Raw genomic sequence first — 22,620 nt, 5'->3', positions numbered from 1 at the left:
CGATCCGGATTTTTCCCGTGTGATGATGGTCCTGCCTCGTCGCCGTGCTGCCCGCCGCGGACACTCATAGCAGGTTCTTCGCCGCTGCCAACGAGAGGCGATGGAGCCAGGAGCTAATTCTTAGGTATTACAGCCATGTAGGCGGAAGCATCCATGGCGGTTTTACCCGATCTTAAGCCTAATCGACTACCTCTTGCGCAACCCTGCAAGCGTGGCTGGCGCCTCGAAGCGCGAGAGGAAGGATACCCCATATGTTCAAGTCCTTGACGATCCGCCGGAAGTTCTATGGCTTCGGCGGCCTGATGGCCGCGATTGCCTTGTTCATCGGCGCAATCGGCTACTGGGGAATTTCCCGACAGAGCACCGAGCTCGATAGCGTCGCCACCACGTCTCTCGCGCTGCGCAATCATCTCGAGAGCGACATGATGCACGACGCGCTGCGCGCCGACATCCTGACCGCATTGCGCGCGGCGCGGGACAGCAACGCGGATGATATGAAGCAGGCGAAGGCTGATCTCGCCGATCATAGCCAGAATTTTCGCGACCGGATCGCCGCCAACAAGGAACTTGCTGTGAGCGCGGAGGTCCGTGGCGCGATTTCGGAGGTCGAACCGAAGCTGGACACCTATATCAGAACGGCCGAATCCCTGATGGCTCTCGCTGAAAAGGATTCGGCCGCGGCTGAAGCCCAATACGCGCCGTTCCTTGCGACCTTCGAGGAGCTGGAAGACAGCCTGGGCAAGCTCAGCGATCTCATCTCCGCCTCCGCGCAATCCGCCAATGAATCCGCTCAAGGCACCGCTGCCCTTGCGGGGAATGGCCTGATCGCGGTCATTGTGCTCGCGATGGTCCTGCTCGCCGGCCTCGTCTTCGTGATGGTGCGTAGCATCTGTGCGCCGTTGGACGTGATGACGGGAGCCATGGGTACGTTGGCATCGGGCAATCTCGATATCAAGATTCCGGCGCTCGGGCGCAAGGACGAGATCGGCAACATGGCTGCCGCCATGCAGGTCTTCAAAGACAACGCCGTTCGTGCCGAGCGCCTGGCTGCCGAGCGGCGCAAGGAGCAGGAGGCGAAGGCCAAGCGCGCCGAAAAGCTGGAGCAGCGCACCGCCGCCTTCGACCGCAGCGTCACCACGGCCCTGACGGCCGTCACCACCGCGACCGGCGAGATGGAGGCCAACGCCGCCGCCTTGTCGGCGACGGCCGAACAGACCAGCCGCCAGGCGAATATCGTCTCAGCCGCCTCGGAAGAGGCGACCAACAGCGTCCAGACCGTCGCCGCGGCAACCGAGCAGCTCTCCGGATCGATCTCCGAGATCAGCCGGCAGGTCGGTCAATCCGCCGACATTGCAAGCAAGGCTGCGGCGGAGGCGGAGCGCACGAACGAGCAGGTGCGCAGCCTGGCGGACGCCGCCCAGAAGATCGGCGAGGTGGTGAGGCTGATCAGCGATATCGCGAACCAGACCAACCTGCTGGCGCTCAATGCCACGATCGAAGCGGCCCGCGCGGGTGAAGCCGGCAAGGGCTTTGCCGTAGTCGCATCGGAAGTGAAGAACCTCGCCAACCAGACCGGGCGCGCGACCGAGGAGATCTCCGCTCAGATCGCCTCGATCCAGAACGCCACCTCGAACTCGGTGGAAGCGATCCAGGGCATCACCACCATCATCAACGAGATCAATCACGTCGCCGCATCGATCGCGAGCGCGGTCGAGGAGCAGGGTGCTGCGACACGCGAGATCGCCCGGAACATCCAGCAGGCCGCCGCCGGCACGCAGGACGTGTCGTCAAACATCACCGGCGTGACGCAAGCCGCCGGCGATACCGGCCACGCCGCCGGTCAGATGCTCGCCGCCACCAAGGAGCTTGGCCAGCAGTCCGAGACGCTGCGCAGCGAGGTGGATCGGTTTTTGCGGGATATCAAAGTTCAGTAGCCAGATGTCAGAGATCAGATGTCAGAATTCACTTCTGACATCTGTCATCTGATCTCTGTTCTCTGATTATGCGATCGTATCGACCTTGCCGCTGCCTTGCGGCGGTGCTTCGCCGGTAGGCTGTTTGGCGACGCCCACCAGCGCGGGGCGCAACAGACGGTCGTGGATCGTGTAGCCGGCCTGCATCACCTGCACGACCGTGCCCGGCTGATGCTCGGTGGTCGGCACTTCGAACATCGCCTGATGCAGGTTGGCGTCGAACTTCTCGCCCATCGGCCAGATGCGCTTGACCTGCTGGCGCTCCAGCGCGGCATCGAGCTGGCGTTCAGTCGCGCTGACACCCTCATGCAGGTTCTTGAGCGCCTCGTCAGAGGCCAGCGCCGCCTGCGGGATCGCTTCCAGGGCGCGGTGCAGATTGTCGCTGACCTGCAGGACGTCGCGCGCGAAATTGGTGATCGCATATTTGGCGGCATCCTCGCGCTCGCGCTGGGCGCGCCGGCGCACGTTCTCCGCCTCGGCCAAGGCGCGCAGCACCTGATCCTTGAGCTGTGCGGCTTCCTGTTTCGCCGCCTCGAGCTGCGCCTCCAAGGATGGGGCGGCAGGAACCTCCTGCCCGTCGTCGATCGGGCCGGGATCGTTGGCCGGCTCTGGCATTTGGGTGTTGTCCTTCTCGTCGCTCATGTCGCGATCCAGTATTCCGTCTCGTCTTAAGGGAATGGCCGCTGTTTTAGGGCCAAGCCATAGATGGTCAATCGCTAAATCCGGTCAAGACGCCGCACGTTAACGAATGGGCCCCGAGCATTTCCGCCGAAGTGGAAGCCGGTTCGGCGTCGAAAATGCAACAAAAAACCAAATTGGCTCAGCCCAGAATCCGCCCGATTACCTTGGCGGTGTAATCGACCATCGGGATGATGCGGGCATAGTTGAGCCGGCTGGGGCCGATGACCCCGACGGCGCCGACCAATTGCCGCTGGCTGTCCCGATAGGGCGAGATCACCGCCGAGCAGCCGGCAAGGCCGAACAGATTGCTTTCCGCGCCGATGAAGATCTGGACCCCTTCGGCCTGATCGGCCGCTTCCAGCAGCTTCAGCAGTTGCTCCTTGGTCTCCAGCGCCGTGAACAGCGAGCGCAGGCGCTCCAGATCCGCCGCCTCCTGCACGTCGTCCAGTAGGTGCGACTGGCCGCGCACGATCAAGGCGCCTTCCGCCCGCTCGCCATCGGACCAGGTGGCGAGTCCCGTCTCAACCACCTTGCGGGTGAGGGAGTCGAGTTCCGCCCGTTGGCTCTCGAGCTCTTCCAGGATCGAAACGCGGGCCATGCCGATGGTGCGCCCGACCAGCCGCGCGCTGAGGTAGTTCGTCGCCTCGATTAGCGTCGAAAGCGGCAGCCCCATAGGCACGTCTATCAGGCGGTTCTCGACCATGCCGCCCTCGGTCACCAGCACCACCAAAGCGCGGCCCGGCGAGAGATGCACGAACTCGATATGTTTCAGCGACCGGTCGCTCTTGGGCGCCAGCACGAGGCCGGCGGCCCGCGACAGGCCGGAGAGGAGGGTGGTCGCCTGCTCCAGCACTTCGGGGAAGGAGCGGCCAGAGGCATTGCACTGCCCGTCGATCGCCTCGCGCTCCTCCGCGGTGAGGCCGCCGACCTCCATCAGCCCATCCACGAACAGGCGCAGCCCCAACTCCGTCGGCAGCCGTCCGGCCGAGGTGTGGGGCGCGAACAGGAGCCCGATTTCCTCCAGGTCGGCCATGACATTGCGGATGGTTGCGGGCGACAAGTGGCCGAGGCGCCGGGACAACGTGCGCGAGCCGACCGGCTCGCCCGTCTCGACATAAGCATCGACGATCTGGCGGAAGATCTCGCGTGACCGCTCCGACATCTCTGCCAGCACTGGCCGATGCCCGGCGATCGTCGGGACGTTGCTGTTTCCACCCTTCGGATTGAATTGCATGGCAGTTCGACCTCCGGATGGACGAATCTAGGAAGCGGGGAACGCAACGTCAACTCACCGTTGCCAGCGTGAGATCCCGCCGGCACAGTCGCTCGCCATGCGTAAGATGAAAACCAGGCGGCGGATCAGGCGCACTGCAGCCACCGATGGTGCTGCCGTTGGCCCATGCCCGCTATGCGACCGGCCGATGGTGACGGGGCCGAGCCTCGACGAGCACCATCCCCTCCCGCGCAGCCATGGCGGGCGCGCGACCGTGACCGTACACAAGATCTGCCACCGCGCCATCCATGCGATGTTGAGCGAGCGCGAGTTGGCGGAGGAATTCTCCGATTTTGACAAGCTGCGCACCCACCCGATGCTGGCCCAGTTCATCGCCTGGGTGAAGAAACGGCCGCCGGAATACTACGACCGCACGCGCTGGTCCCGCAGCCGGCGGTACAAATGACGCCCCCACGTCTGTCATCCCGGCCAAATCGCGCAGCGGCGTAGAGCCGGACCTATGGTGCGTCACCGCTTTCCGCATGGGTCCCGGCTCTCGCTGCGCTCGGCCGGGATGACAGGCGGAGAAGCGTGGTGTAGCTTCCGCCCCGAATTTTGACCCTAATCACAAGGAGCGCGACCCATGCGCCCATCTGGCCGGGCGGCGGACGAAATGCGCGCCGTCGAGCTCTTGATCGACGTCAATAAATATGCGGAGGGCTCGTGTCTCGCCAAATTCGGCGAGACCCACGTCCTGTGCACCGCCTCGATCGACGACAAGGTGCCGCCCTTCCTGCGCAATAGCGGGCAGGGCTGGGTGACGGCGGAATACGGCATGCTGCCTCGCTCCACCCATTCGCGCACCGAGCGCGAGGCCGCCAAGGGCAAGCAGTCCGGCCGCACCCAGGAGATCCAGCGCTTGATCGGCCGCGCCTTGCGCACCGTCACCAACCTCAAGGGATTCGGCGAGCGCCAGATCAAGATCGATTGCGACGTGCTGCAGGCCGATGGCGGCACGCGCACTGCCGCCATCACCGGCTCTTACGTCGCGCTCTATCTCTGCTTCCGCCACATGAAGAAGCTGGGCGCGGTGAACGAGATTCCACTGAACGATCAGGTCGCGGCGGTGTCCTGCGGCATCCACCAGAAGCAGGCGGTACTTGATCTCGACTATGCGGAGGATTCGACCGCCGAGGCGGATGCTAATTTCGTGCTGACAGCCAAGGGCGGCATCATCGAGGTGCAAGGCACCGCCGAGCGGGAGCCGTTCAGCGAGGCCGAGTTCATGCAGCTGCTGAGCTACGCCCGCAAAGGCGTCGCCGAGCTTACCCGCCTGCAGCGCGTCGTGCTGGGGTTGGAGTAATGTGCTAGCGTACCTTCTAATACCATCATTGCCGGGCTTGACCCGGCAATCCAAGTGACGGTCAGTGGTACAGCAACAAAAATTTGGATCACCGGGTCTCGTCGCGCTGCTCCTCGCCCGGTGACGACGGTAAAAGGAAGATGCCCGAGGCCACCTACACCATCACCCGCGAGCACGATCCGGATGCGAAGGAGCGTATCTGCCGCTCCGTGCTGGAGTCGCTGCCGGACTGGTTCGGCATTCCGGAGGCTATCGACCAGTTCTGCCGCGAGGGGCGCGATCTGCGCATGTGGGTGGCGCGCAAGGGTGACGAGGTGGCCGGCCTTGTCACCGTGCTGCAGCACTTCCCGGCGACGGCGGAGCTGCATCTGATCGCGATCCGCGCCGAGCATCACCGCGCCGGGCTCGGCGAACGCTTGCTCGAGGAAGTCGAGACGCATTTGACGAAAAAGGCGACGCGCATCCTGACCGTGAAGACTTTGGCGCCGAGTGCCGGTGACCGGCTTTACGCGCGCACGCACCGCTTCTACGCGGCGCAAGGTTTCGTGCCGCTGGAAGTGTTCCCCACCTTGTGGAACGAGGCGAATCCCTGCCTGTTGATGGCGAAGGTGCTGCGCGTGCCGCGCCGTTTCACGGAGAAGAAGCTGGTGATCGCCAGCCACAACAAGGGCAAGCTCAAGGAGATGGTCGAGCTGATGGCACCCCTCGGCATCGAGGTCGTGCTGGCAAGCGATCTCGCCCTCGCCGAGCCGGAAGAGACCGAGGATTCCTACATCGGCAATGCCAAGCTGAAAGCGGTCGCTGCGGCCAAGGCGTCCGGCCTGCCAGCCCTGGCGGATGATTCCGGCCTGTCGGTCGAGGCGCTGGGCGGCGCGCCCGGCATCTACTCCGCGCGCTGGGCCGACAAGAATGGCGATGGGGCGCGCGACTTCAACATCGGCATGGATCGCGTGCTGCGCGAGCTCAGCCCGCACACCAACCGTCGCGCGCGCTTTGTCAGCGCGCTGGCACTCTGCTGGCCCGACGGGCATTGCGAATTGTTCGAGGCCTGGGTTGAAGGCGAGATCATCAACGGGAAGCGCGGTGCACGCGGCTTCGGCTATGACCCGATCTTCCAGCCGCTCGGCTACGACATCACCTTCGGCGAGATGGACCCCGACCACAAACGCGAAATCAGCCACCGCGCCGAAAGCTTCCGCCAGCTGATGGCGGCGTGCTTCACAGGCGATGATCGCCGCACGTAGAATTTTGCGCGCGCATCGACATAAGGAAGACGTCGTGTGAGCGCGCCTGGCCTCGGCTTCGGCATCTATATCCACTGGCCGTTCTGCCGGTTGAAGTGTCCCTATTGCGACTTCAACTCCCATGTGCGCGAGCGTATCGATCACGCACGCTGGCGTAGCGCGCTCTTGCGCGAACTCGAGCACTACGCCCGCGACACGCAGGGCCGCACAGTCACCAGCATCTTCTTCGGCGGCGGCACGCCGTCCCTGATGGAGCCGGAGACGGTGGCGGCGCTGATCGCACGTGCACGCGACCTCTGGCGGATCGCAGGTGACATCGAGATCACCCTGGAAGCCAATCCGACGTCGGCCGAGATCGAGAAGTTCCGCGCGTTCCGGGAAGGCAGTGTCAATCGCGTGTCGCTCGGCGTGCAGAGCCTGATCGCCCGCGACCTCAAATTCCTCGGCCGGCAGCATGATGCCGCGCAAGCGCTTGCCGCAGTTCAGATGGCCGCGACGACCTTCGATCGCTTTTCCTTCGACCTGATCTATGCCCGACCCGGCCAAACGCTGGAGCAATGGCAAGACGAGCTCGACCGCGCCCTTGAGTTCGCTGCCGGTCACATCTCGCTCTATCAGCTCACCATCGAGCCCGGCACCCAGTTCGAGCAGGCCGTCGCGCGTGGCGATTTCCGCGTGCTGGACGAGGAACATGCGGCCGAGCTCTACGAAGCAACGGTCGCGCGGCTCGGCGCCTCAGGCCTTGCCGATTACGAGATCTCCAACTTCGCCAGGCCCGGTGAAGAATCGCGCCACAACCTTACCTACTGGCGCTATGGCGACTACGTCGGCGTCGGTCCCGGTGCCCATGGCCGCCTCACCATCAATGGCGAGAAGTTTGCCACCCGCCAGCACCGCGCGCCGGAAGCCTGGCTCGACCTGGTGGAGCGCGACGGCCACGCCACGCGCCAGCGCGATCTGGTGCCCCGTCCCGAGCGGCTCAACGAGATGCTGATGATGGGATTGCGCCTGAAGGAAGGCGTGCCGATGACCCGCATCGAGGAGGAATCGGCCAAGCCGTTCGCAGAGGCGCTCGACCCGGCCCGCCTCCAGCGCCTCATCGAAGGCGGCTTCCTCACGCTCTCCGGTGACCGCCTCGCTGCCACGGCAGAGGGACGCCAGCGCCTGGATGCGGTGCTGGCCGCCCTGGTGGCCTAGGGCATTATTTCGATAGACATCGAAATAGGGCTTGACGCTCGATCGACGCCCGCCATATCTCTATTTCCATGAAAGTCGAAAAAGCAGCGAAGCAACTCGAAGCCCTCGGCAACCCGACGCGGTTGAAGGTCTACCGTGCGCTGGTGCGGGCGGGAGAGGACGGCCTAGCGGTCGGGCAGCTCCAGGACAAGATCGGCATTGCCGCCTCCACCCTGTCGCATCATCTGCATCGCCTGATCCTGACCGGATTGGTGACGCAGGAGCGGCAGGCCACGACCTTGATCTGCCGCGCCAACTACCCGGCTATGGACGAGCTGGTCAGCTACCTGGTGGATGAATGCTGCCTCGATGCCTGCCGGCCGGATGAGCGGGCGGCGTGAGGCTCTTTTTTTGACCAGCTATTTCTAAGATTCTGGAAGGAGCGAAACAGATGAGTATCATGGACCAGCTCCCCGTGGCGATCATCGGCGGCGGCCCGATCGGGCTCGCCGCCGCCGCCCACCTCGCCGAACGCGGCATGCCCTTCAAGCTCTATGAAGCGGGAGAGACCGTCGGCGCCAACATCCGCGACTGGAGCCATTGCCGGATTTTCACGCCCTGGGAGTTCGCCACCGATACCGCGAGCTGCCGCCTGTTGGCCGAGCACGGCTGGCGGGCGCCACCGTCCGATGTGTTGCCGACCGGCGATGACATCTATCGGCTCTATCTGAAGCCGCTCGCGCGGGTGCCGGAGCTGGCGCCGCACATCGAAACCGGCGCCAAGGTCGAGGCCATCACCCGCCTCGGCATCGACAAGGTGGCCAGCAAGGGCCGCGAGAGCCGCCCCTTCCGCCTGACCGTCGCACGGATGGGCGAGGCGCCGCGCTACGATTTAGCGCGCGCAGTGATCGATGCCTCGGGCACGTGGCAGCATCAGAATCCGCTCGGCGCCTCCGGCTTGCCGGCGGACGGTGAAGCGGAATTCGCCGAGCGCATCTTCTATGGCATGCCGGACGTGCTGGGGCGCGAGCGTGCGAATTATGCCGGCCGCCGCATTGCCGTGGCGGGCGGCGGCTTCTCCGCGATCAACGTGCTGCTCGACCTCGTGCAGCTCGCCGATCAGCAGCCGCAGACCGAGATCACCTGGATCGTGCGGGCGACGCGCATGCACAAGATCTATGGCGGCGGCGAGAACGATCAGCTGCCGGCGCGCGGCGCGCTCGGCATGCGCCTGCGCGAGCTGGTGGACGGCGGCAGGGTCAAACTGATCCAGGGTTTCGCGACAAGCGAAGTTCGGCGCGCACCGGGCGGCGTGGTCCTCCTCGGCCAAACACCGAACGGTCCAGTAACGACGGACCCGATGGATCGCATCGTGGTCGCCACCGGCCAGCGGCCCGACCTCGGCCTCACGCGCGAATTGCGTCTGGAGCTCGATCCGTGGCTCGAAAGCGTGAAGGCGCTCGGGCCGCTGATCGATCCCAACCTGCATTCCTGCGGCTCGGTCCCGCCGCACGGCCATCGCGAGACCGGACATCCGGAGCCTGGCTTCTACACCATCGGCGTCAAGAGCTATGGGCGCGCCCCGACCTTTCTGCTGCTGACCGGCTATGAGCAGGCGCGCTCCGTGGCCGCTGCGCTGGCCGGCGACATGGAAGCCGCCGACGCGGTGCACCTGACGCTACCGGAAACCGGCATCTGCGAAACCGATCCCATCGAGGATGGCGCCGGCTGCTGCGGCGGCCCCGCGCCCGTGGAAATCGCCGCCCAGCTCGATGCCTGCTGCATCAAGGACGCGGTGGCGAAGCAAGCCGGCAAGCAGGGCTGCGGTTGCTCGTGACGCGCCAAGCAAAGGTCTCCTCCACCGACACAGGGGAGGTTAGGGGGGAAGCCACAGTCTCGCTGGGAGAGAATCTTCGCTCGCTTCTCCCACCCCAGCCCTCCCCCAGCTTGGTGGGAGGAGTGTAACGTTGACGTTAGACGCACATCATGCATGACCGCCATCGCGCCGACAGAGGATAACATCGCGCCATCACCATCCCCCCGCCTCGTGGTCAGCGCGCTGGGCATTGCGCAGATCCTGGCGTGGGGCTCGTCCTACTATCTGCCGGCGGTGCTTGCCGCGCCAATTGCGGAAGACACCGGCTGGCCGCTCAGCTGGGTGATCGGCGGGCTGTCGCTCGGCCTGCTGGTCGCCGGCCTCATCTCGCCCCTGATCGGACGGCGCATTCATGCGCAAGGCGGTCGCACCATCCTCGCCGCCAGCGCGGTGCTGCTGGCAAGCGGCATGATCGTGTTGGCGATATCACCCAACCTGTTCGTCTATCTCTGCGGCTGGGTGATCATGGGGCTCGGCATGGCATGCGGCCTTTATGACGCGGCCTTCTCCACGCTTGGCCAGCTCTATGGCGATCAGGCGCGCCGCGCAATTGCTGCGCTCACTCTGTTCGGCGGCTTCGCCAGCACCGCGTGCTGGCCGCTCTCCGCCTTCTTGGTGTCGGAGCTCGGCTGGCGCGGTGCCTGCGTGACCTATGCGCTCATCCACCTATCGATCGTGCTCCCGCTCTATCTCGTCAGCCTGCGCGGCGAGCGTGCCGCGCGCGGCACAGCCGCCCCCGTGAAGACGGAGTCGCCTAGAACCGCCGGGCTCACGCTGCCCTTTCTGCTGCTGGCAGCCGTCGTCACTTTCAGCTCGCTCATCTCGACCATTCTCTCCGTGCATCTGCTCGCGATCCTGCAGGCGCACGACATCGCGCTGGCTGCCGCGGTTGCTCTGGGTGCGCTCGTGGGACCAGCGCAAGTGGGCGCGCGCTTTGTCGAGATGATGATCGCGCGCTATCACCATCCGATCTGGACCATGGTGGCATCCGCCCTGCTCATGTTGTGCGGCATCGGCGCCCTGTGGATGAACCTGCCGGTCCTATCCCTGGCACTCGTGCTCTATGGCGCGGGTCTCGGAATCGAATCGATTGCGCGGGCCACCCTGCCACTCGCCTTGTTCGATCCCAAGAACTATGCGCCGACCATGGGTAAGCTCGCCTTCCCCAGTCTGATCGCGCAGGCTGCAGCACCCAGTATCGGCGCCTTCGCGATGTTGCATTTCGGTGCCGGCGGTACGCTCGCGACGCTCACCGTGCTCGCCGCCATCAAGGTTGGACTGGTCGGCGCGCTTTATGCCTGCGTGCGGCGCGGGGCCACGCGGTCGACATCGGCATCGGCGAAGTGATAGCGCCGCATGATGGCGCGATGCTCCGGCGAGCCGAGATAGCGTGAAAGTTCGCGATCGAAGGCGAGGCGCAGGTCATCGTTCGATTTGGCGAAGGAATACGCGCCCTCCGCCGCGGCGCCGCCTTGCGCGCCGAAATCTACGACTTGGAGCCGCGCATCCGGCGCAGCGCGCAGAAACCCGCGATGCGCCATCGCCACGGTGGCATAGGCATCGGCGCGTCCGTCCAGGACGGCCTGCACCGCTTCTGCCTGGGTCGGCACGCGCAGGACGCGCGACGGCGGCAGGCCTGCTGCCCGTGCTCCCTGCTCCTGCACCTGGTCTGCGACCACGACCAGCCGCGCATCGGGATGATCCGCGAGCGCACGATAGCTGGTGAGCGCTTTCGGATTCCCCGCCTTCACCATGAAGCCATCCGCGAGCGACCAGACCGGCCGGCTGAACCCGACCAGCTCGGCGCGCTCCGCCGTGATGAAGAGTGGCGTATTGATGTGCCACGCGCCCCTCGCCACGCCAGGCAGCAGCTCCGCAAAGGTGACGAGCCTGGTCTCAACGCGCTCGACCCCGATCGCGCGCAGTACAGCGCGCGCCACCTCGACATCGCAGCCGATTGGGCCGTCAGGACCCGGCGCGCAGAACGGCGGCTCGTCGAGATAGGCGAAGATGATGCTCATGCCCCTAGCGCGGCGGACGGAAGTTGTTGTCTACCACCACGTAGCTGGTGAGATTGTATTTGACGCCCTTGACCGGGCTGACGCCCTGGTGCGGGTGGGTCCAGTACGGCGGAAAGAGCAGCATCAGGCCCGCGCGCGGCTTGACGCGGATGGACTGGAACGGGAACTCAGTGAAGCCGCCTTCCTCCACGTCCTTCAAATACATGAGCACGGCGACCATGCGGTCGTGCGTGCCGGCGACCGAGGCGTCGATGTGCATGCCGAAGCCCTGGCCCGGCTCGATGCGCTCCAGGAGCGGCGGCGTGCGCTTGGTGGCGGGCGTGGAGATGAGCTGCTTCAAGGTCGGGAAGGCTTCGGCATAGGCCTGCAGGTTCTTCTCGAGCGCGGCGGAATATGCATCGGCAATGTCGCGCCATTCCGGCAGGTCGCCGATCTGCAGCATGGTGCCGGACCTGAGGCGTGGCTTGTCGCGCGTCGCGGTGGTCGAGGCATGCTTGCGCTCATCCGCCTCGAAGCGGCGAATCACCTCTTCGCACAATTCCTTGCTGAAGGTGTCGCGGTACATGCGGATGAAGTGCGGCTGCTGGATTTGGGCACCCTGCGGCCCCGGCTGCGCCCCCAGCGCACCGACTTGCGCTCCTCCGCTATCCTTCACCGCCATATCGCGCCTCAACTTGCTTGGATGCGCGACCATAGCAGAAAGAAAGAGCGGCGCGTAACCAGTCGCTGCGACGCGCTGCATCGCCGCCCCCTCACCCTGTCCTCTCAGTCGAGGGGAGAGGGGACGCTATTGCTGGGCTCGTGCGAAGAGCCCCTCTCCCTCGAGGGAGAGGGGTTGGGGTGAGGGGGGAAGCGATGGTTCTTGCCAGCTAGGCCGCCAGCTCGACCGCCCCCAGATATTCCGCCAGCTCAGCGATCGTGAGCACCGGAAAGCCGTTGCGCCGGGCATAGGCCTTCGCGCGCTTGCCGCGCAGCATCTCGCCCTTGCGGTCCATCAGCTCGCACAGCACCGCCGCGGGCTTCAGCCCCGCGAGCCGCGCCAGATCCACCGCGCCTTCAGTGTGGCCGCGGCGGGTCAGCACACCACCCGGCTGGGCGCGCAGCGGAAAGACATGGCCCGGCCGCGCCAGGTGTTCCGGCCGCGCGCCGTCGGCGATGGCGGCGCGCACCGTCGCCAGGCGATCCGCCGCCGACACGCCGGTGGTGACGCCGATCCTGGCCTCGATCGAGACGGTGAAGGCCGTGCCGAAACGCGTCTCGTTCCTGGCCACCATCGGCGGCAGATCGAGCTGACGCACCAGCGTGTCATCCAGGCACAGGCAGACGATGCCGCTGCAATCGCGGATCAGCCGCGCCATCACATCGTGCGACAGGGTTTCCGCCGCCGCGATCAGGTCGGCTTCGTCCTCGCGATCATGGTCATCGAGCAGCACGACGGGAAAGCCGGCGCGCATGGCATCGCACGCGGCGGCAATACGCCTTTCAATCAGGTGGGAGGTGGACATAGTGAAACGCTCCTCGCTTGAGACGTTGGTTGCGAAAAACGTTCCAGGGCACGGATCGCAAGGACGCGGAACTCCGCCCCGACTGGGCGGCTGCGTCCTTGCTCTCGTCTTCTTTCATCCGGACTGTGACCGTCGGCCCAGGCATTCGACCTGGTCTGCTGACCCGCGGAACAGGCGTTCCGCGGCGCTCGCGGGCTCGGCGCGCCGGCTCTTCACCAGTGCGCCCTACCGCCGGTGGGGACTTCCACCCCGCCCTGAAGACGTAACGGCCGGACAGTGGCAGAGCCGCCCGTGTGGAGTCAAGGCAGGGTCAACCGAGCATGCTCTTGATGTCGGCGGAGAAGGTCGGGAAGCCAAAGACCGTGTCGCGCAGCGCCGTCGCGGTGATGCCGTGCTTCATGGCGAGGGCGAAGATGTGGATCAGCTCCTCGCCCGCATGGCCGACGATCTGCGCACCGAGGATATGGCCGCTCTCCTCCTCTACCACGACACGCGACCACGCCGCCGTTTCCGCGTAGGTGCGGGTCGACAGCCAGTTCATGAGATCGTTGGTATGCACCTTGACGCGGCGTCCCTGCTCCGCCGCTTTGGCGGCGGTCAGGCCGACGCTGGCGAGCGCCGGCACGGTATAGACGCAGGACGGGATGCTGAGATAGCCCGGCTTGTGGCGCGGCCCATCAACGATGTTGCGGCCGACGATCCCGCCTTCATAGGTGGCGATCGGCGAGAGCTGTGGTGACGACCAGAGCGCATCGCCGCACACATGCACGGCGGGATTCGATACCGAGCGCAGATGCTCATCGACTTTGATCCGTCCGCGCTCCTGGTCCACCTGCCCCGCTGCCAAATCGAGCGTATCCACATCCGCGATCCGGCCCGCGCCGTTGACGACGCGGTCAGCATCCAGCGCGTGCTCCTGGCCACCCTGCTCGAACGTCACGCGCAGGCGCCCGTTCAACGGCGCGATGCGCTTGATCTTGACGTCGGTGCGCACGTCGATGCCGATGCGAGCGCTTTCCCCCACGATCTCCGCCACCGCGTCAGGATCGAACTCACCCAGCACGCGCGGCTGCACCTCCAGGATCGTCACCTTGGATCCAGCGCGCGCATAGACGTGGCTGAACTCCATGGCGATGACGCCGCCGCCGATGAAGATGACCTCGCGCGGCAGCGTGCGTTCGCTGAGCACGTCGTCGGAGGTGATGAGATGCTCGGCGCCCTCGATCGGCAGGCTCCGCGGCTTTGAGCCGGTCGCGATGACGATGTGCTTCGCCTCGAGGGCGCGGCCGTCCACCACGATCGTGCGCGGGCCGGCGAACTTCGCGTGACCGCGGATCAGCGTGACGCCACGGCCCTCCAACGCACGCTCCATGCGCGCCGGAAGATCCTTGATCATCGCCTTTTCGCGGTCGATCAAAGCGGCCCAGTCCAGCTTCGATTCGCCGACTGCGATGCAATGGTGCTTGGCACGCGCGATCTCATCCATTGCATGGGCGGCGGCCACCAGCACCTTCTTCGGCGTGCAGCCGCGGTTGGGGCAGGTGCCGCCGAGCTCAGCGGGCTCGATCAGCGCGACGGAGAGCCCGGCGGCACGAGTCGGCCCCGTCACGCCCATGCCCGCATTGCCCCCGCCCAGGATGACGACATCGTGTTGTTCGGTGGCCATGGTGCGATCTCCGGCAGGAAGTGGAAAAGACTGGCGCGGCACCCATCATGACAACAGCGGGGGCGGCTCCGCAATCCTAGGGCACCAGTATGATCTCCGCACGAAGCCGGAGCCTGGTGAAATCGTCGACCAGGATCCCAAGCTGTAGCTGCCAAGGACCCGCGACCCACAGGGGCAGATCGCGGAGCCCATAGCGGCCGGGCCCGGTCCGCTCCGCTTTGCGGAGGATGGGCTCGATTCCCGGCGCGGAGAGGCGCAGCACCACTTCCTTCGGGTCGGCCGGGGCGCCCTCCTTCGGCGTGAGCGCGATGGACAGATCGTTGTCGCCGATCCTCCCGGGGCTGAATGACAGGGCAACATCGTAGCGATCATGCGCGATCGTCAGCGTAAGCGCGGACGGCGGTGGGCCGAGAGAGAGGCCGACGGCGAGCATGGTCGCAAGGCTGGCGGCGGCCATATCAAGGCCCAATACCCGACGCAACAGAGCGCGCGCGCTTGGCGCGCCAGTCATGGCGCGGCGCGTCAGCCATAGCCTGTTGGTCGCCGCGATGCCCAGCATCACCGCCACCGCACCGAGCTTCGCGCAGAGGCGCAGGCCGTACGCGCTCTGCCACAGATCGGCCACGCGCGGCAGCAGGAGGATTGTTAGCAGGATGCCGCTTGCCAGCGTCCCCGCCATCGCCAGCGCGCCATAGGTCTGGAACCGTCGGAACAGATCCACGGTCTCGGCGCTTGCATCGCGCTTCAGCGCGAGCCGCAGCGGGCCGATGGCGCCGATCCAGAGAGCCGCAGTCAGGCCGTGCAAGATCATGAGACCATGTCCCATGCCGGCCGGAAGCACGGCAAGGACGTGACCGCTATCGGCCATGCCGAGCAGTGAGACGGCAATGCCGAGCCACTGGCTGAGGGGGGTTGCGCGGGCGGCAAGCAGCGCCAAGCCGATGATTGAAAAGCCGCGCCACTCGAAGTTCGGTGCCGCGAGTGCCGCCTGCCAGCTCTCGATTGAAAGCAGGGCATGCGACAGCAGTCCGGCACGCACTGCGCCTTCCGCACCGATGAACAAGATCATCGCGAGCACGCCTGACAAGGCGATCCAACGTGTCGCCAGATGCAGCGGGGACTCAAGCGACCGCGGCGCTAGTAGCAGTCGGAATAAAGCCGTGCCGGACGCGAACAGCAGCGCGAGGCGGGCGAGCGCGTGCAAAGCCAGTACCGGCCAGTGACTCTCTTCGGCGTGTACCTGCGCCGGCATCGCACCCGCGCCCGCCGTGCCGATCGCGAAAGTGAAGCTGCCGCTGATCACATGGCCGTCGAGCGAGCCGACGCGCCAGCTCACTAGGTATCGGCCGTCCGGCAGGTGATCCTGCATCACCCAGGTGACGCGCCCATCGCGCGCCTTCGGTGTGGTCGGCGGCGAGCAATCGCGCCCGCTGTCGTCGATGACGCGCAAGTCCAGCAGCTGCACCGGCTCGTTGAAGATGAGCTCTATGCGCTCCGGTGCGTGCGCATGGACGGAGTCGGCGGCAGGACTCGTCCCCTGCAACACGGCATGCGCCCACGCGCCCGCTGGGCTGGCCAGCAGGAAGGCGAGGACCAGCGCCAGAAATCCGGCGCCGGTCCTCAAGCGCGCGAACGCGCGGGCCAATCAGTGACCCTTCGGCTCGGTCACGGTGAAGCCTGGCGCCGGATACTCGTAGTCCTCTTCCGACTTGCCGGCTTCCGGGATCTCGATCCACCGCTCGGCGGCGCTGCCGCATTCCTGCACCACGGGCAGGTAGATCTTGGTGCCCGGCTCGAAGTTCGTGACGCGCACGCGGAACACGAACTCGTCATAGAAATTGTCCGGCAGGCTGCCGCCGGTCCAGGCGATCTCCTTCACGCCCTTGGTGACGGGCGTGCCGTAGTAATCGTAGCTCTTGGCGTAGTCGCCTTCCTTCAGCTCGACCTGCCAGCCGGGCTTGGGCATCGGCTTGGCGACGATCAGGCCTTCGGGGATCTGCACGCGCACGGCGTTGGTGGCCGCGCCCTCGCAACCGTGCGGCACGCGCATCACGACTTTGAAACTGGAGTCGGCCGCGGCTTCGGTCTGCTCGAGGGTGACATGAGCCTGGGCGCTGCCGACGGCAGCCAAGGTGACCATAGAAACGGCAAACATTCGCAGTCCGCGCATGGCGGCGCTCCTTGAGATCAAGTGAAAGGGAATGGATTGATCAGGATCTCAAGCGAGAGCGGGCGGGCCGCGGCAGACGATGATCCTTACGCCGCGGGAATCCCAGGCGCGAGTCTCGAAGGACCAGCCCGAGCCAATGGCATGAAGCGCCGGTGCGGGATGCGGCAGCGCCGCCGCACCCGCCAGCGACATCCCGCCCAGCACCAGGCATTCCAGGCAGCCGCCGCCCGAACTGTGGTGCGCGAGCCCGGAATGGTGATGGCTGTGACGGTCGTGCCCGTGGGCCTGATGAGCGCCGGATTCGGCCTGAGCCTGCAGGGCGAGGTCCACCCCCGCCAGGTTGAATGGCGGGGCAAAGGTCAGCAGCAGGACAAGGCAAAGACCAAGCCATTGCCGCCAGGTACGCTCCGTCTGCCGCCGAACCCGGTTCATGCGGGCAGTCTAGACGAAACGGCACAGGTTCCGCCATCTGTAGAGTACCGCTCCGTAGAATCCCCGGTAGACGATCGGGTTATTTCACCGTGAACACCTCGTACCGGACATAGCCGCCTTCGCCGCCTTTAAGCGCGACGGCCCTGCCGATGGCCTGAATTCGGTTGAGCCAGGCGTAGCGGCTGTCCGCGGTCTGGAAGACCGGCGTGGTGATGAAATACATCCCCTCTCCCACGAGGGTCTCGCCCGACGCCATGCGTGCGAAGTCGGTGGGCGCGATCACGATCACGCCGCCATATTGCGCATAGATGTCCGCACCATCGTCGGTGCGTATGCTCATACGCGCGTCGACGCGCAGGCTGCCGCCCGGCACGACGCGCAGCCAATCGGCGGTCGGTGGCAGGATCGACCCCTTGATGCGCGGCCCCTCCACGCGTCCACTGTCGGAATGGAAGATCGTCAGCGTGTCATCGATGCGCTGCGGCGCGCCGGCGATCGGCGCGTGCAGCATCATCAGATAGTCGGTGGCGACGGCGTTCATGCCAGGCACACGGCTTCGACGTTGTTGCCGTCGGGATCGCTCAAGAAGGCCGCATAATAGGTCGGGCTGTAGTCGGCGCGCAGGCCGGGCTTGCCATTGTCCTTGCCGCCCGCCTTCACGCCGGCATCGTAGAATTTGTCCACCGCCGCGCGACTCTTCGCCCTGAAGGCGATATGAGCGCCCGGTGCCTTTGTGCCCTGGTCGGCATAGAGCCACAGGGCCGGCGCGCCCTTCGGGCCGAAGCCGGCGCCGCTCGCATCCTGCGAACAGAGCACGTAACCCAGGGCCGTCAGCGTCGCCTCGTAGAAGCGCACGCTCGCCTTCAGATCCTTCACATGCAAACCGACGTGATCGTACATCGCTAATCTCCTCGTTCGATGAGGAGGTCAGCCTAGTGCGTAGGCCGCGATGCGTTCTTGGAGGATCTTGCGCTCGCCCTTTGCGGCCTTGCGGAAGACGCGCGGGCTGACGCCAGCAGCGCGCCGGAAGGTGCGCACGAAATTGGAGAGATCCGCAAAGCCGACGTCGAAGGCGACGTCGGTGATGCTGCGCGCGGGATCGGCCAGCAGCCGCGCCGCATGACGCAAGCGGCACCGCACCAGATATTGGTGCGGCGTCACGCCCAGCACGCGCGCGAACAGGCGCAGGAAATGGAACGGGCTCAGTCCCGCCTGGCGCGAGACGCGGTCGAGATCAATCGCCTGATGCGCATGCTCCTCCAGCCACAGCGCCGCCTCGACCGCGCGCCGCCGGTCGCGCGTGGCCGTGACAACAGGCTTCTGCTCCGCCGCGGCGGATTTCGCCCGATGGGTGCTGCCCGCGATCTCGACGAACCGTGCTGCCATCAGCAGCCCGGCCTCGTCCAGCGCCACGTCGCTCTGCCGCGCGGCGGCCGCCTCAGCCAGCTCCGCCACCACCATCAGCTCCGGGACAGGCGGCAGTGCGCCGACCGACCAGATCGTATCGTCATCGCCGATTGCCGCGACCAGCTCCGGCGCCAATTGGAACGACAGGCATTCATCGCCGCACACATGATCATGGCTGCACACATACTCATCGCCTGCGCGCCCGATCAGGACGGAGCCCGCGACAAGCTCGAAATACTTGCCACGCGTGTGATACCCGAAGCTCCCCTTGCGCACGAAAGAGATCGAGCTGCGATTGTGCCGCTCGACGAACGGCGTCGCACCGAGCCCGATCCGGCAGCGGTAATCGTAGATCGCGAGGCTCTTGCTCTGCGCAATGCAGGTCATGGTCATGAGCCTAGTGTAACAGCAACCCCGGGATCGTGGCACCCGACGTCAATTCTGGACTTGGAGAAAATTGCGCATCCGACGCAGGTACAGATATCCGCCCAGCAGACCCAGAAGCGGCATAGTAGCCAGCCTAATCACACCGTCGATCCAGTATTCCGGACCAAGGGTGATTAGCGAATAAAGGCTGATCAGCATGCATAGGAAAGCGGAGAGCGCTCCGTTGACCACCGGCCCTTTGCGCGATTCCTCGCAGCAGCCAGATAGCCGCCGACGGGGACCACATCGAACAGCGCCGCAATGACAACGCCCTTGATTGCAATGGATGACATCGGCTCCCCCGGCTCGCACGGTGCGAACTAGAGATTGACGAGCCGCGTTCTGCAACCACCAGCGTCAATCCTGCGGTCGTCCGACCGTATCGGCCATCCGCGCGCCGCGGCGGCCAAGGGGTTGCGGCCAGCCGGTGGTGCTGTCCTTGGCGGTCTGGTGCTCGATCTCGGCGTTGAGCTCGCCACCCATCAGCACAACGGTGGTGGAGAGCCAGGTCCATACCATGAAGGCGATAACCGCGCCCAATGAGCCGTAGGTCTTGTTGTAGTTCCCGAAATTGCCGGTGTACCAGGAGAACAGCATGGAGACGAGGAGCCACAGGATAGCGGCTGCGACGCTGCCCCAGGTGATCCAGCGCCAGCGCGCATTCTGCCGATCGGGGCCGTAGCGATAGAGCACCGCGAGCCCCAGAATCACGATCGCCAGCAGCGCCGGCCAGCGCAGCACATTGATGATGAGCGCGCCCGCCCCGCCCAGCTCCAGGAAGTTGAGCACCGCCGGAATGACCACGATGCCGATCATCGCCAGCACCAGGAACAGGATCATGCCGGCTGTGAAAAGAAGCGACATAGCGTTGAGCTTGATGAAGCTGCGCCGTTCCCGCTCGCCATAGACGACGTTGAGCGCATCGAACAGCGCCTTGATCGCGGCATTGGCGCTCCACAGCGAGACCAGAAGGCTGCCGAAAAAGGCAAAGCTCAGGGCGCGCTGGTCCTGCGATGCCAGATGTTCCAGCTGGCCGCGGATGATCGAGATCGCCTCCTGCGGGATGGCGCCTGTGAGTCCCGCCAATTGCCGCTCGATATCGGCCGGATTGGCGACCAAGCCGTAGATCGATACCAGCGCGGCGAGACCTGGAAACAGCGCCATCAGCACGTAATAGGTGACGCCGGCCGCTTCGCGCATCACACGGTCGGCGCTCATGCTGCGATAGGTGCGGACGAGGATGTCCTTCCAGCCGCGCGGCGGAATCTCTGCCGGGCGATCGGCGGTGCGGCCCCGGTGGCCCCCCTCGGCGTGCTGAAAGCGCCTGGCATCGTCGGCCGCGAGCAGCGCCGTTTCTTCCTGCGCCCGCAGGGACTTGAGCGCCAGCCAGCCGGTCACCCCCGTCATCAGCCAGGACGTGAGGCGGTTCATGGGAGTGCCGCCCTTGAGCTCTGCTCAGGTGCGCTGCTTCGATTCGTCCTCGCGTGCAGGAGTCGTGCCCGCCGCGCCGGCTTCCGCTGCTTCAGCATAAGGCGCGCTCTGCGGCTCGGCCTCCACGTTGGAGGCCCGGTCGCTCCGCTGCACGCCACGTTCGATATCGGTGGCGGCTTCGCGTGCGGCATAGGGCTCGCCGCGCCGGTCCTCGCCAATGCGCGCAGTATCGTCTCGCGCCGCCCCACTCTGCCCGCTTTCCCGCTGCCAAGCATCGCCGTAGCGCCGCTCGCTCGCGCTCTCGCTGGCGCGCGCTCCAGCGCGATCGCCTTCACTGTCTCCGCTGGCCGCACGCATGGTTTCCGAGGCTGCTTCGCGCACACGGTCCTGCACGTCGCGACTGGTTTCGCCCATGATTTCGCGCTCGGCGCGGCTGGACGGAATCATGGCGGCAAGCACTGCACCGACGGCGACACCGAGCCCAGCAACCAGCATCGGCTGCTCGCGACAGAAATTCACCAATGCGCCGTCGGACTGGACCGCGCGACGCGCGGCGCGGCCGTAGCCGGCCGCCCTGCGGGCCACCCGGCGAATCCCACTAGCCGTCTGGTCGTACATGTCTGCCGCGCGATCCCGCGCCTGATGCACAGTCGAGCTCGCCTCCTCGGTCCAGCCCTTAGCGGTCTGGCGCGCTGCCCCGATCGCCTCGTCATGGGCCGTACTCGCGCGGTCGCCCATCTCTTTGGCGCTTTCAAGGGTGCCGGACATGGCATCCCGCGCCTCGCCAGCCCAGTCTTCTGCCGTCTCGCGCGCGCGGCGCATGGCCGATGGCCCGCGGCCGCCATGGCTGAGGTCGTCGGCGACTCCGGCAGTTCTGCCCCAGTCGCGCTCCATACGGCCGTTGCCGTTACGGCGGCGCCCCATCGTGCCGGAGATGGCGAGCCACGCAATCCCGGCGCCGATCAAGGCGACGGGCACCGGATTGTGCACCACCTCGTCGCGCAGGTTGCCGAGATAGGCGCGCCCGCTGTTGTTGCGGAAATAGTTCGTCGCTTGGTCTAAAAGCTGACCCGGCGACATGCGCGCGCGCAGCTCGCCAAGGGTCTGCTCCAGCTGTGCACGCGTCTCCTCGGCTTCGCGCTCAAGCCGCGCGGTCTCTGCGTTCGCCATGTGCCGTCTCCTGTCCCGCCATCCGTTCGCTGGTTGATCCGCCGGTCTCGCCGTAGTGTGCCGTGACGCTGGAATGCCGCGGCACCTCCGCATCGCGCTTCAACTGGTCGATGGTCTTGTCGGGCACCAGCGATGCGGGCTTGACCCAGCTCCAGCCGGTGAGCCCGATGACCATGCCGATGATGAAAGCGCCGCCGCCGACGATGAGCGACGCGACCGCCCGCTCCATGCCGTTCTCCACCAGCCCGGCGATCGCCGCCTGCAGCAGGATGACCAGGGCGGGGATCAGCAGCACCGAGCCCAGCAGGATCATGGCGATGCCGGAGATGGCGCGGCCGGCCTTTTCCGAGACCTCGGCGCGGGCGAGCCGGCTTTCCTTGCGCACGAGTGTGGTCACCTGCGCGACCAGATCGGTGAAGATTTCCGGGATCGGCCGGACGTTATACTTTGCCATGGGTCAAGTCCTCTCGGAAGCGGGGCCGTGCTCATCGCCGTCATGCGCGCTCTTGAGGAACCGCGTCATGACGAAGCCGGCGAGCACTGCACCGCCGAACAGGGCGAGCGGCCGCTCCTGCCCCAGGCGGCGCATGCTGTCGGCGATCTCGCTCAGGTTCCGGTCACGCAGATCGGATGCGGCGTGGTCGATGCGTTCGGCGGCGTCATGGATATAGGTGGCTGCCCTGGGCAGTTGATCCTGCAGCTGGTCGGCGGCAGCGTGGACTGCCCCCGCGATGCCGGACAATTGCCGGGCCCCGGTTTCCTTCTGCTGGTCGGCCGTTTGCGCGGCGCTGTCCTTCAGGGATTCCGTACTCGCAGCCGCTCCGGCGGCTTCGCTTTGGACCATGACTTCCTCCCAAGCAAAAGCT

At 65.9% G+C, this 22,620-nt stretch carries 24 protein-coding genes, 1 pseudogene and 1 riboswitch; of the genes and pseudogenes, 9 read left to right on the top strand and 16 right to left on the bottom strand.

Features of this window, described 5'->3' with window-relative positions; translation table 11 throughout:
• Positions 1 to 251 precede the first annotated feature (251 nt).
• Positions 252 to 1,934, top strand: a complete 1,683-nt coding sequence (locus DTX69_RS16385) for a methyl-accepting chemotaxis protein (RefSeq protein ID WP_119302622.1) — start codon at positions 252 to 254, stop codon at positions 1,932 to 1,934.
• Between the two features lie 66 nt (positions 1,935 to 2,000).
• Here the strand turns inward: DTX69_RS16385 and grpE are convergent, their stop codons facing one another.
• Positions 2,001 to 2,615 (bottom strand): nucleotide exchange factor GrpE, encoded by a 615-nt coding sequence (gene grpE / locus DTX69_RS16380; RefSeq protein WP_119302621.1) that lies wholly within the window; start codon positions 2,613 to 2,615, stop codon positions 2,001 to 2,003.
• A 178-nt stretch (positions 2,616 to 2,793) separates the two neighbouring features.
• Positions 2,794 to 3,888: a heat-inducible transcriptional repressor HrcA gene (hrcA, locus tag DTX69_RS16375; protein ID WP_119302620.1), complete on the bottom strand. Its 1,095-nt coding sequence runs from the start codon at positions 3,886 to 3,888 to the stop codon at positions 2,794 to 2,796.
• 97 nt (positions 3,889 to 3,985) lie between these two features.
• On the opposite strand from hrcA, the gene DTX69_RS16370 reads away from it, so the two are divergent.
• The 8 genes and pseudogenes from DTX69_RS16370 to DTX69_RS16340 all read left to right on the top strand — a co-directional run bounded on the left by DTX69_RS16370 (position 3,986) and on the right by DTX69_RS16340 (position 10,873).
• The gene (locus DTX69_RS16370; protein ID WP_284735819.1) at positions 3,986 to 4,333 is read left to right on the top strand and encodes an HNH endonuclease family protein; all 348 of its coding nucleotides are present in this window, start codon (positions 3,986 to 3,988) and stop codon (positions 4,331 to 4,333) included.
• A gap of 177 nt (positions 4,334 to 4,510) precedes the next feature.
• The gene (rph, locus tag DTX69_RS16365; protein WP_119302618.1) at positions 4,511 to 5,230 is read left to right on the top strand and encodes a ribonuclease PH; all 720 of its coding nucleotides are present in this window, start codon (positions 4,511 to 4,513) and stop codon (positions 5,228 to 5,230) included.
• A gap of 140 nt (positions 5,231 to 5,370) precedes the next feature.
• A pseudogene (locus DTX69_RS31015) lies at positions 5,371 to 5,766 on the top strand (GNAT family N-acetyltransferase); the annotation flags it as partial.
• Positions 5,767 to 5,841: 75 nt separating this feature from the next.
• A complete protein-coding gene (rdgB, locus tag DTX69_RS31010; protein ID WP_456073059.1) occupies positions 5,842 to 6,474 on the top strand; it encodes an RdgB/HAM1 family non-canonical purine NTP pyrophosphatase in 633 nt (210 codons plus the stop codon).
• Between the two features lie 36 nt (positions 6,475 to 6,510).
• Positions 6,511 to 7,671 (top strand): radical SAM family heme chaperone HemW, encoded by a 1,161-nt coding sequence (gene hemW, locus DTX69_RS16355; RefSeq protein ID WP_119302616.1) that lies wholly within the window; start codon positions 6,511 to 6,513, stop codon positions 7,669 to 7,671.
• A gap of 68 nt (positions 7,672 to 7,739) precedes the next feature.
• Positions 7,740 to 8,051, top strand: a complete 312-nt coding sequence (locus DTX69_RS16350; RefSeq protein WP_119302615.1) for an ArsR/SmtB family transcription factor — start codon at positions 7,740 to 7,742, stop codon at positions 8,049 to 8,051.
• Positions 8,052 to 8,101: 50 nt separating this feature from the next.
• A complete protein-coding gene (locus DTX69_RS16345; protein WP_119302614.1) occupies positions 8,102 to 9,487 on the top strand; it encodes an NAD(P)-binding protein in 1,386 nt (461 codons plus the stop codon).
• A gap of 153 nt (positions 9,488 to 9,640) precedes the next feature.
• The gene (locus DTX69_RS16340) at positions 9,641 to 10,873 is read left to right on the top strand and encodes an MFS transporter (protein WP_119302613.1); all 1,233 of its coding nucleotides are present in this window, start codon (positions 9,641 to 9,643) and stop codon (positions 10,871 to 10,873) included.
• On the opposite strand, the gene DTX69_RS16335 is transcribed toward DTX69_RS16340, so the two are convergent.
• From DTX69_RS16335 to DTX69_RS16270, 14 genes are all read right to left on the bottom strand, one after another.
• A complete protein-coding gene (locus DTX69_RS16335; RefSeq protein WP_119302612.1) occupies positions 10,819 to 11,547 on the bottom strand; it encodes a transporter substrate-binding domain-containing protein in 729 nt (242 codons plus the stop codon). The genes DTX69_RS16340 and DTX69_RS16335 overlap by 55 nt on opposite strands.
• A 4-nt stretch (positions 11,548 to 11,551) precedes the next feature.
• Entirely contained in the window at positions 11,552 to 12,208 is a 657-nt protein-coding gene (locus DTX69_RS16330; protein WP_162917268.1) for a 2OG-Fe(II) oxygenase, read from the bottom strand.
• A gap of 208 nt (positions 12,209 to 12,416) precedes the next feature.
• Positions 12,417 to 13,052 carry a 3,4-dihydroxy-2-butanone-4-phosphate synthase gene (gene ribB, locus DTX69_RS16325; RefSeq protein ID WP_119302610.1) on the bottom strand — a complete coding sequence of 212 codons (636 nt, stop codon included), beginning with the start codon at positions 13,050 to 13,052 and terminating at the stop codon, positions 12,417 to 12,419.
• Between the two features lie 102 nt (positions 13,053 to 13,154).
• A riboswitch (FMN riboswitch) is annotated at positions 13,155 to 13,318 on the bottom strand.
• 44 nt (positions 13,319 to 13,362) lie between these two features.
• Positions 13,363 to 14,718, bottom strand: a complete 1,356-nt coding sequence (locus tag DTX69_RS16320) for a dihydrolipoyl dehydrogenase family protein (protein WP_119302609.1) — start codon at positions 14,716 to 14,718, stop codon at positions 13,363 to 13,365.
• Positions 14,719 to 14,794: 76 nt separating this feature from the next.
• Complete coding sequence (locus DTX69_RS16315; RefSeq protein ID WP_119302608.1) at positions 14,795 to 16,363, bottom strand: copper resistance CopC/CopD family protein; 1,569 nt, start codon at positions 16,361 to 16,363, stop codon at positions 14,795 to 14,797.
• Positions 16,364 to 16,888, bottom strand: a complete 525-nt coding sequence (locus DTX69_RS16310; protein WP_284735818.1) for a YcnI family copper-binding membrane protein — start codon at positions 16,886 to 16,888, stop codon at positions 16,364 to 16,366.
• Positions 16,889 to 16,936: 48 nt separating this feature from the next.
• On the bottom strand, positions 16,937 to 17,320 hold the full coding sequence (locus tag DTX69_RS16305) for a DUF2946 family protein (protein ID WP_119302606.1): 384 nt from the start codon (positions 17,318 to 17,320) through the stop codon (positions 16,937 to 16,939).
• A 79-nt stretch (positions 17,321 to 17,399) separates the two neighbouring features.
• Positions 17,400 to 17,861, bottom strand: a complete 462-nt coding sequence (locus DTX69_RS16300; protein WP_119302605.1) for a DUF3237 domain-containing protein — start codon at positions 17,859 to 17,861, stop codon at positions 17,400 to 17,402.
• A complete protein-coding gene (locus tag DTX69_RS16295) occupies positions 17,858 to 18,220 on the bottom strand; it encodes a VOC family protein (RefSeq protein ID WP_119302604.1) in 363 nt (120 codons plus the stop codon). The genes DTX69_RS16300 and DTX69_RS16295 overlap by 4 nt, the downstream gene beginning before the upstream one ends.
• Before the next feature lie 27 nt (positions 18,221 to 18,247).
• Positions 18,248 to 19,114 (bottom strand): helix-turn-helix transcriptional regulator, encoded by an 867-nt coding sequence (locus DTX69_RS16290; protein WP_284735817.1) that lies wholly within the window; start codon positions 19,112 to 19,114, stop codon positions 18,248 to 18,250.
• Positions 19,115 to 19,510: 396 nt separating this feature from the next.
• Positions 19,511 to 20,584 (bottom strand): YihY/virulence factor BrkB family protein, encoded by a 1,074-nt coding sequence (locus DTX69_RS16285; RefSeq protein ID WP_119302602.1) that lies wholly within the window; start codon positions 20,582 to 20,584, stop codon positions 19,511 to 19,513.
• A gap of 24 nt (positions 20,585 to 20,608) precedes the next feature.
• Positions 20,609 to 21,754: a DUF3618 domain-containing protein gene (locus DTX69_RS16280; protein ID WP_162917267.1), complete on the bottom strand. Its 1,146-nt coding sequence runs from the start codon at positions 21,752 to 21,754 to the stop codon at positions 20,609 to 20,611.
• A complete protein-coding gene (locus tag DTX69_RS16275) occupies positions 21,726 to 22,208 on the bottom strand; it encodes a phage holin family protein (protein ID WP_119302600.1) in 483 nt (160 codons plus the stop codon). Before DTX69_RS16275 ends, DTX69_RS16280 begins: the two co-directional genes overlap by 29 nt.
• 3 nt (positions 22,209 to 22,211) lie before the next feature.
• Positions 22,212 to 22,598, bottom strand: a complete 387-nt coding sequence (locus DTX69_RS16270; protein WP_119302599.1) for a hypothetical protein — start codon at positions 22,596 to 22,598, stop codon at positions 22,212 to 22,214.
• Positions 22,599 to 22,620: the final 22 nt, after the last annotated feature.

Source organism: Dongia deserti, from assembly GCF_003574735.1.
In the GTDB taxonomy this organism is placed as follows: Bacteria; Pseudomonadota; Alphaproteobacteria; order Dongiales; family Dongiaceae; genus Dongia_A; species Dongia_A deserti.
Note: the sequence above shows the minus strand (reverse complement) of the source record. Positions and strands in the feature narration are given on the sequence as shown.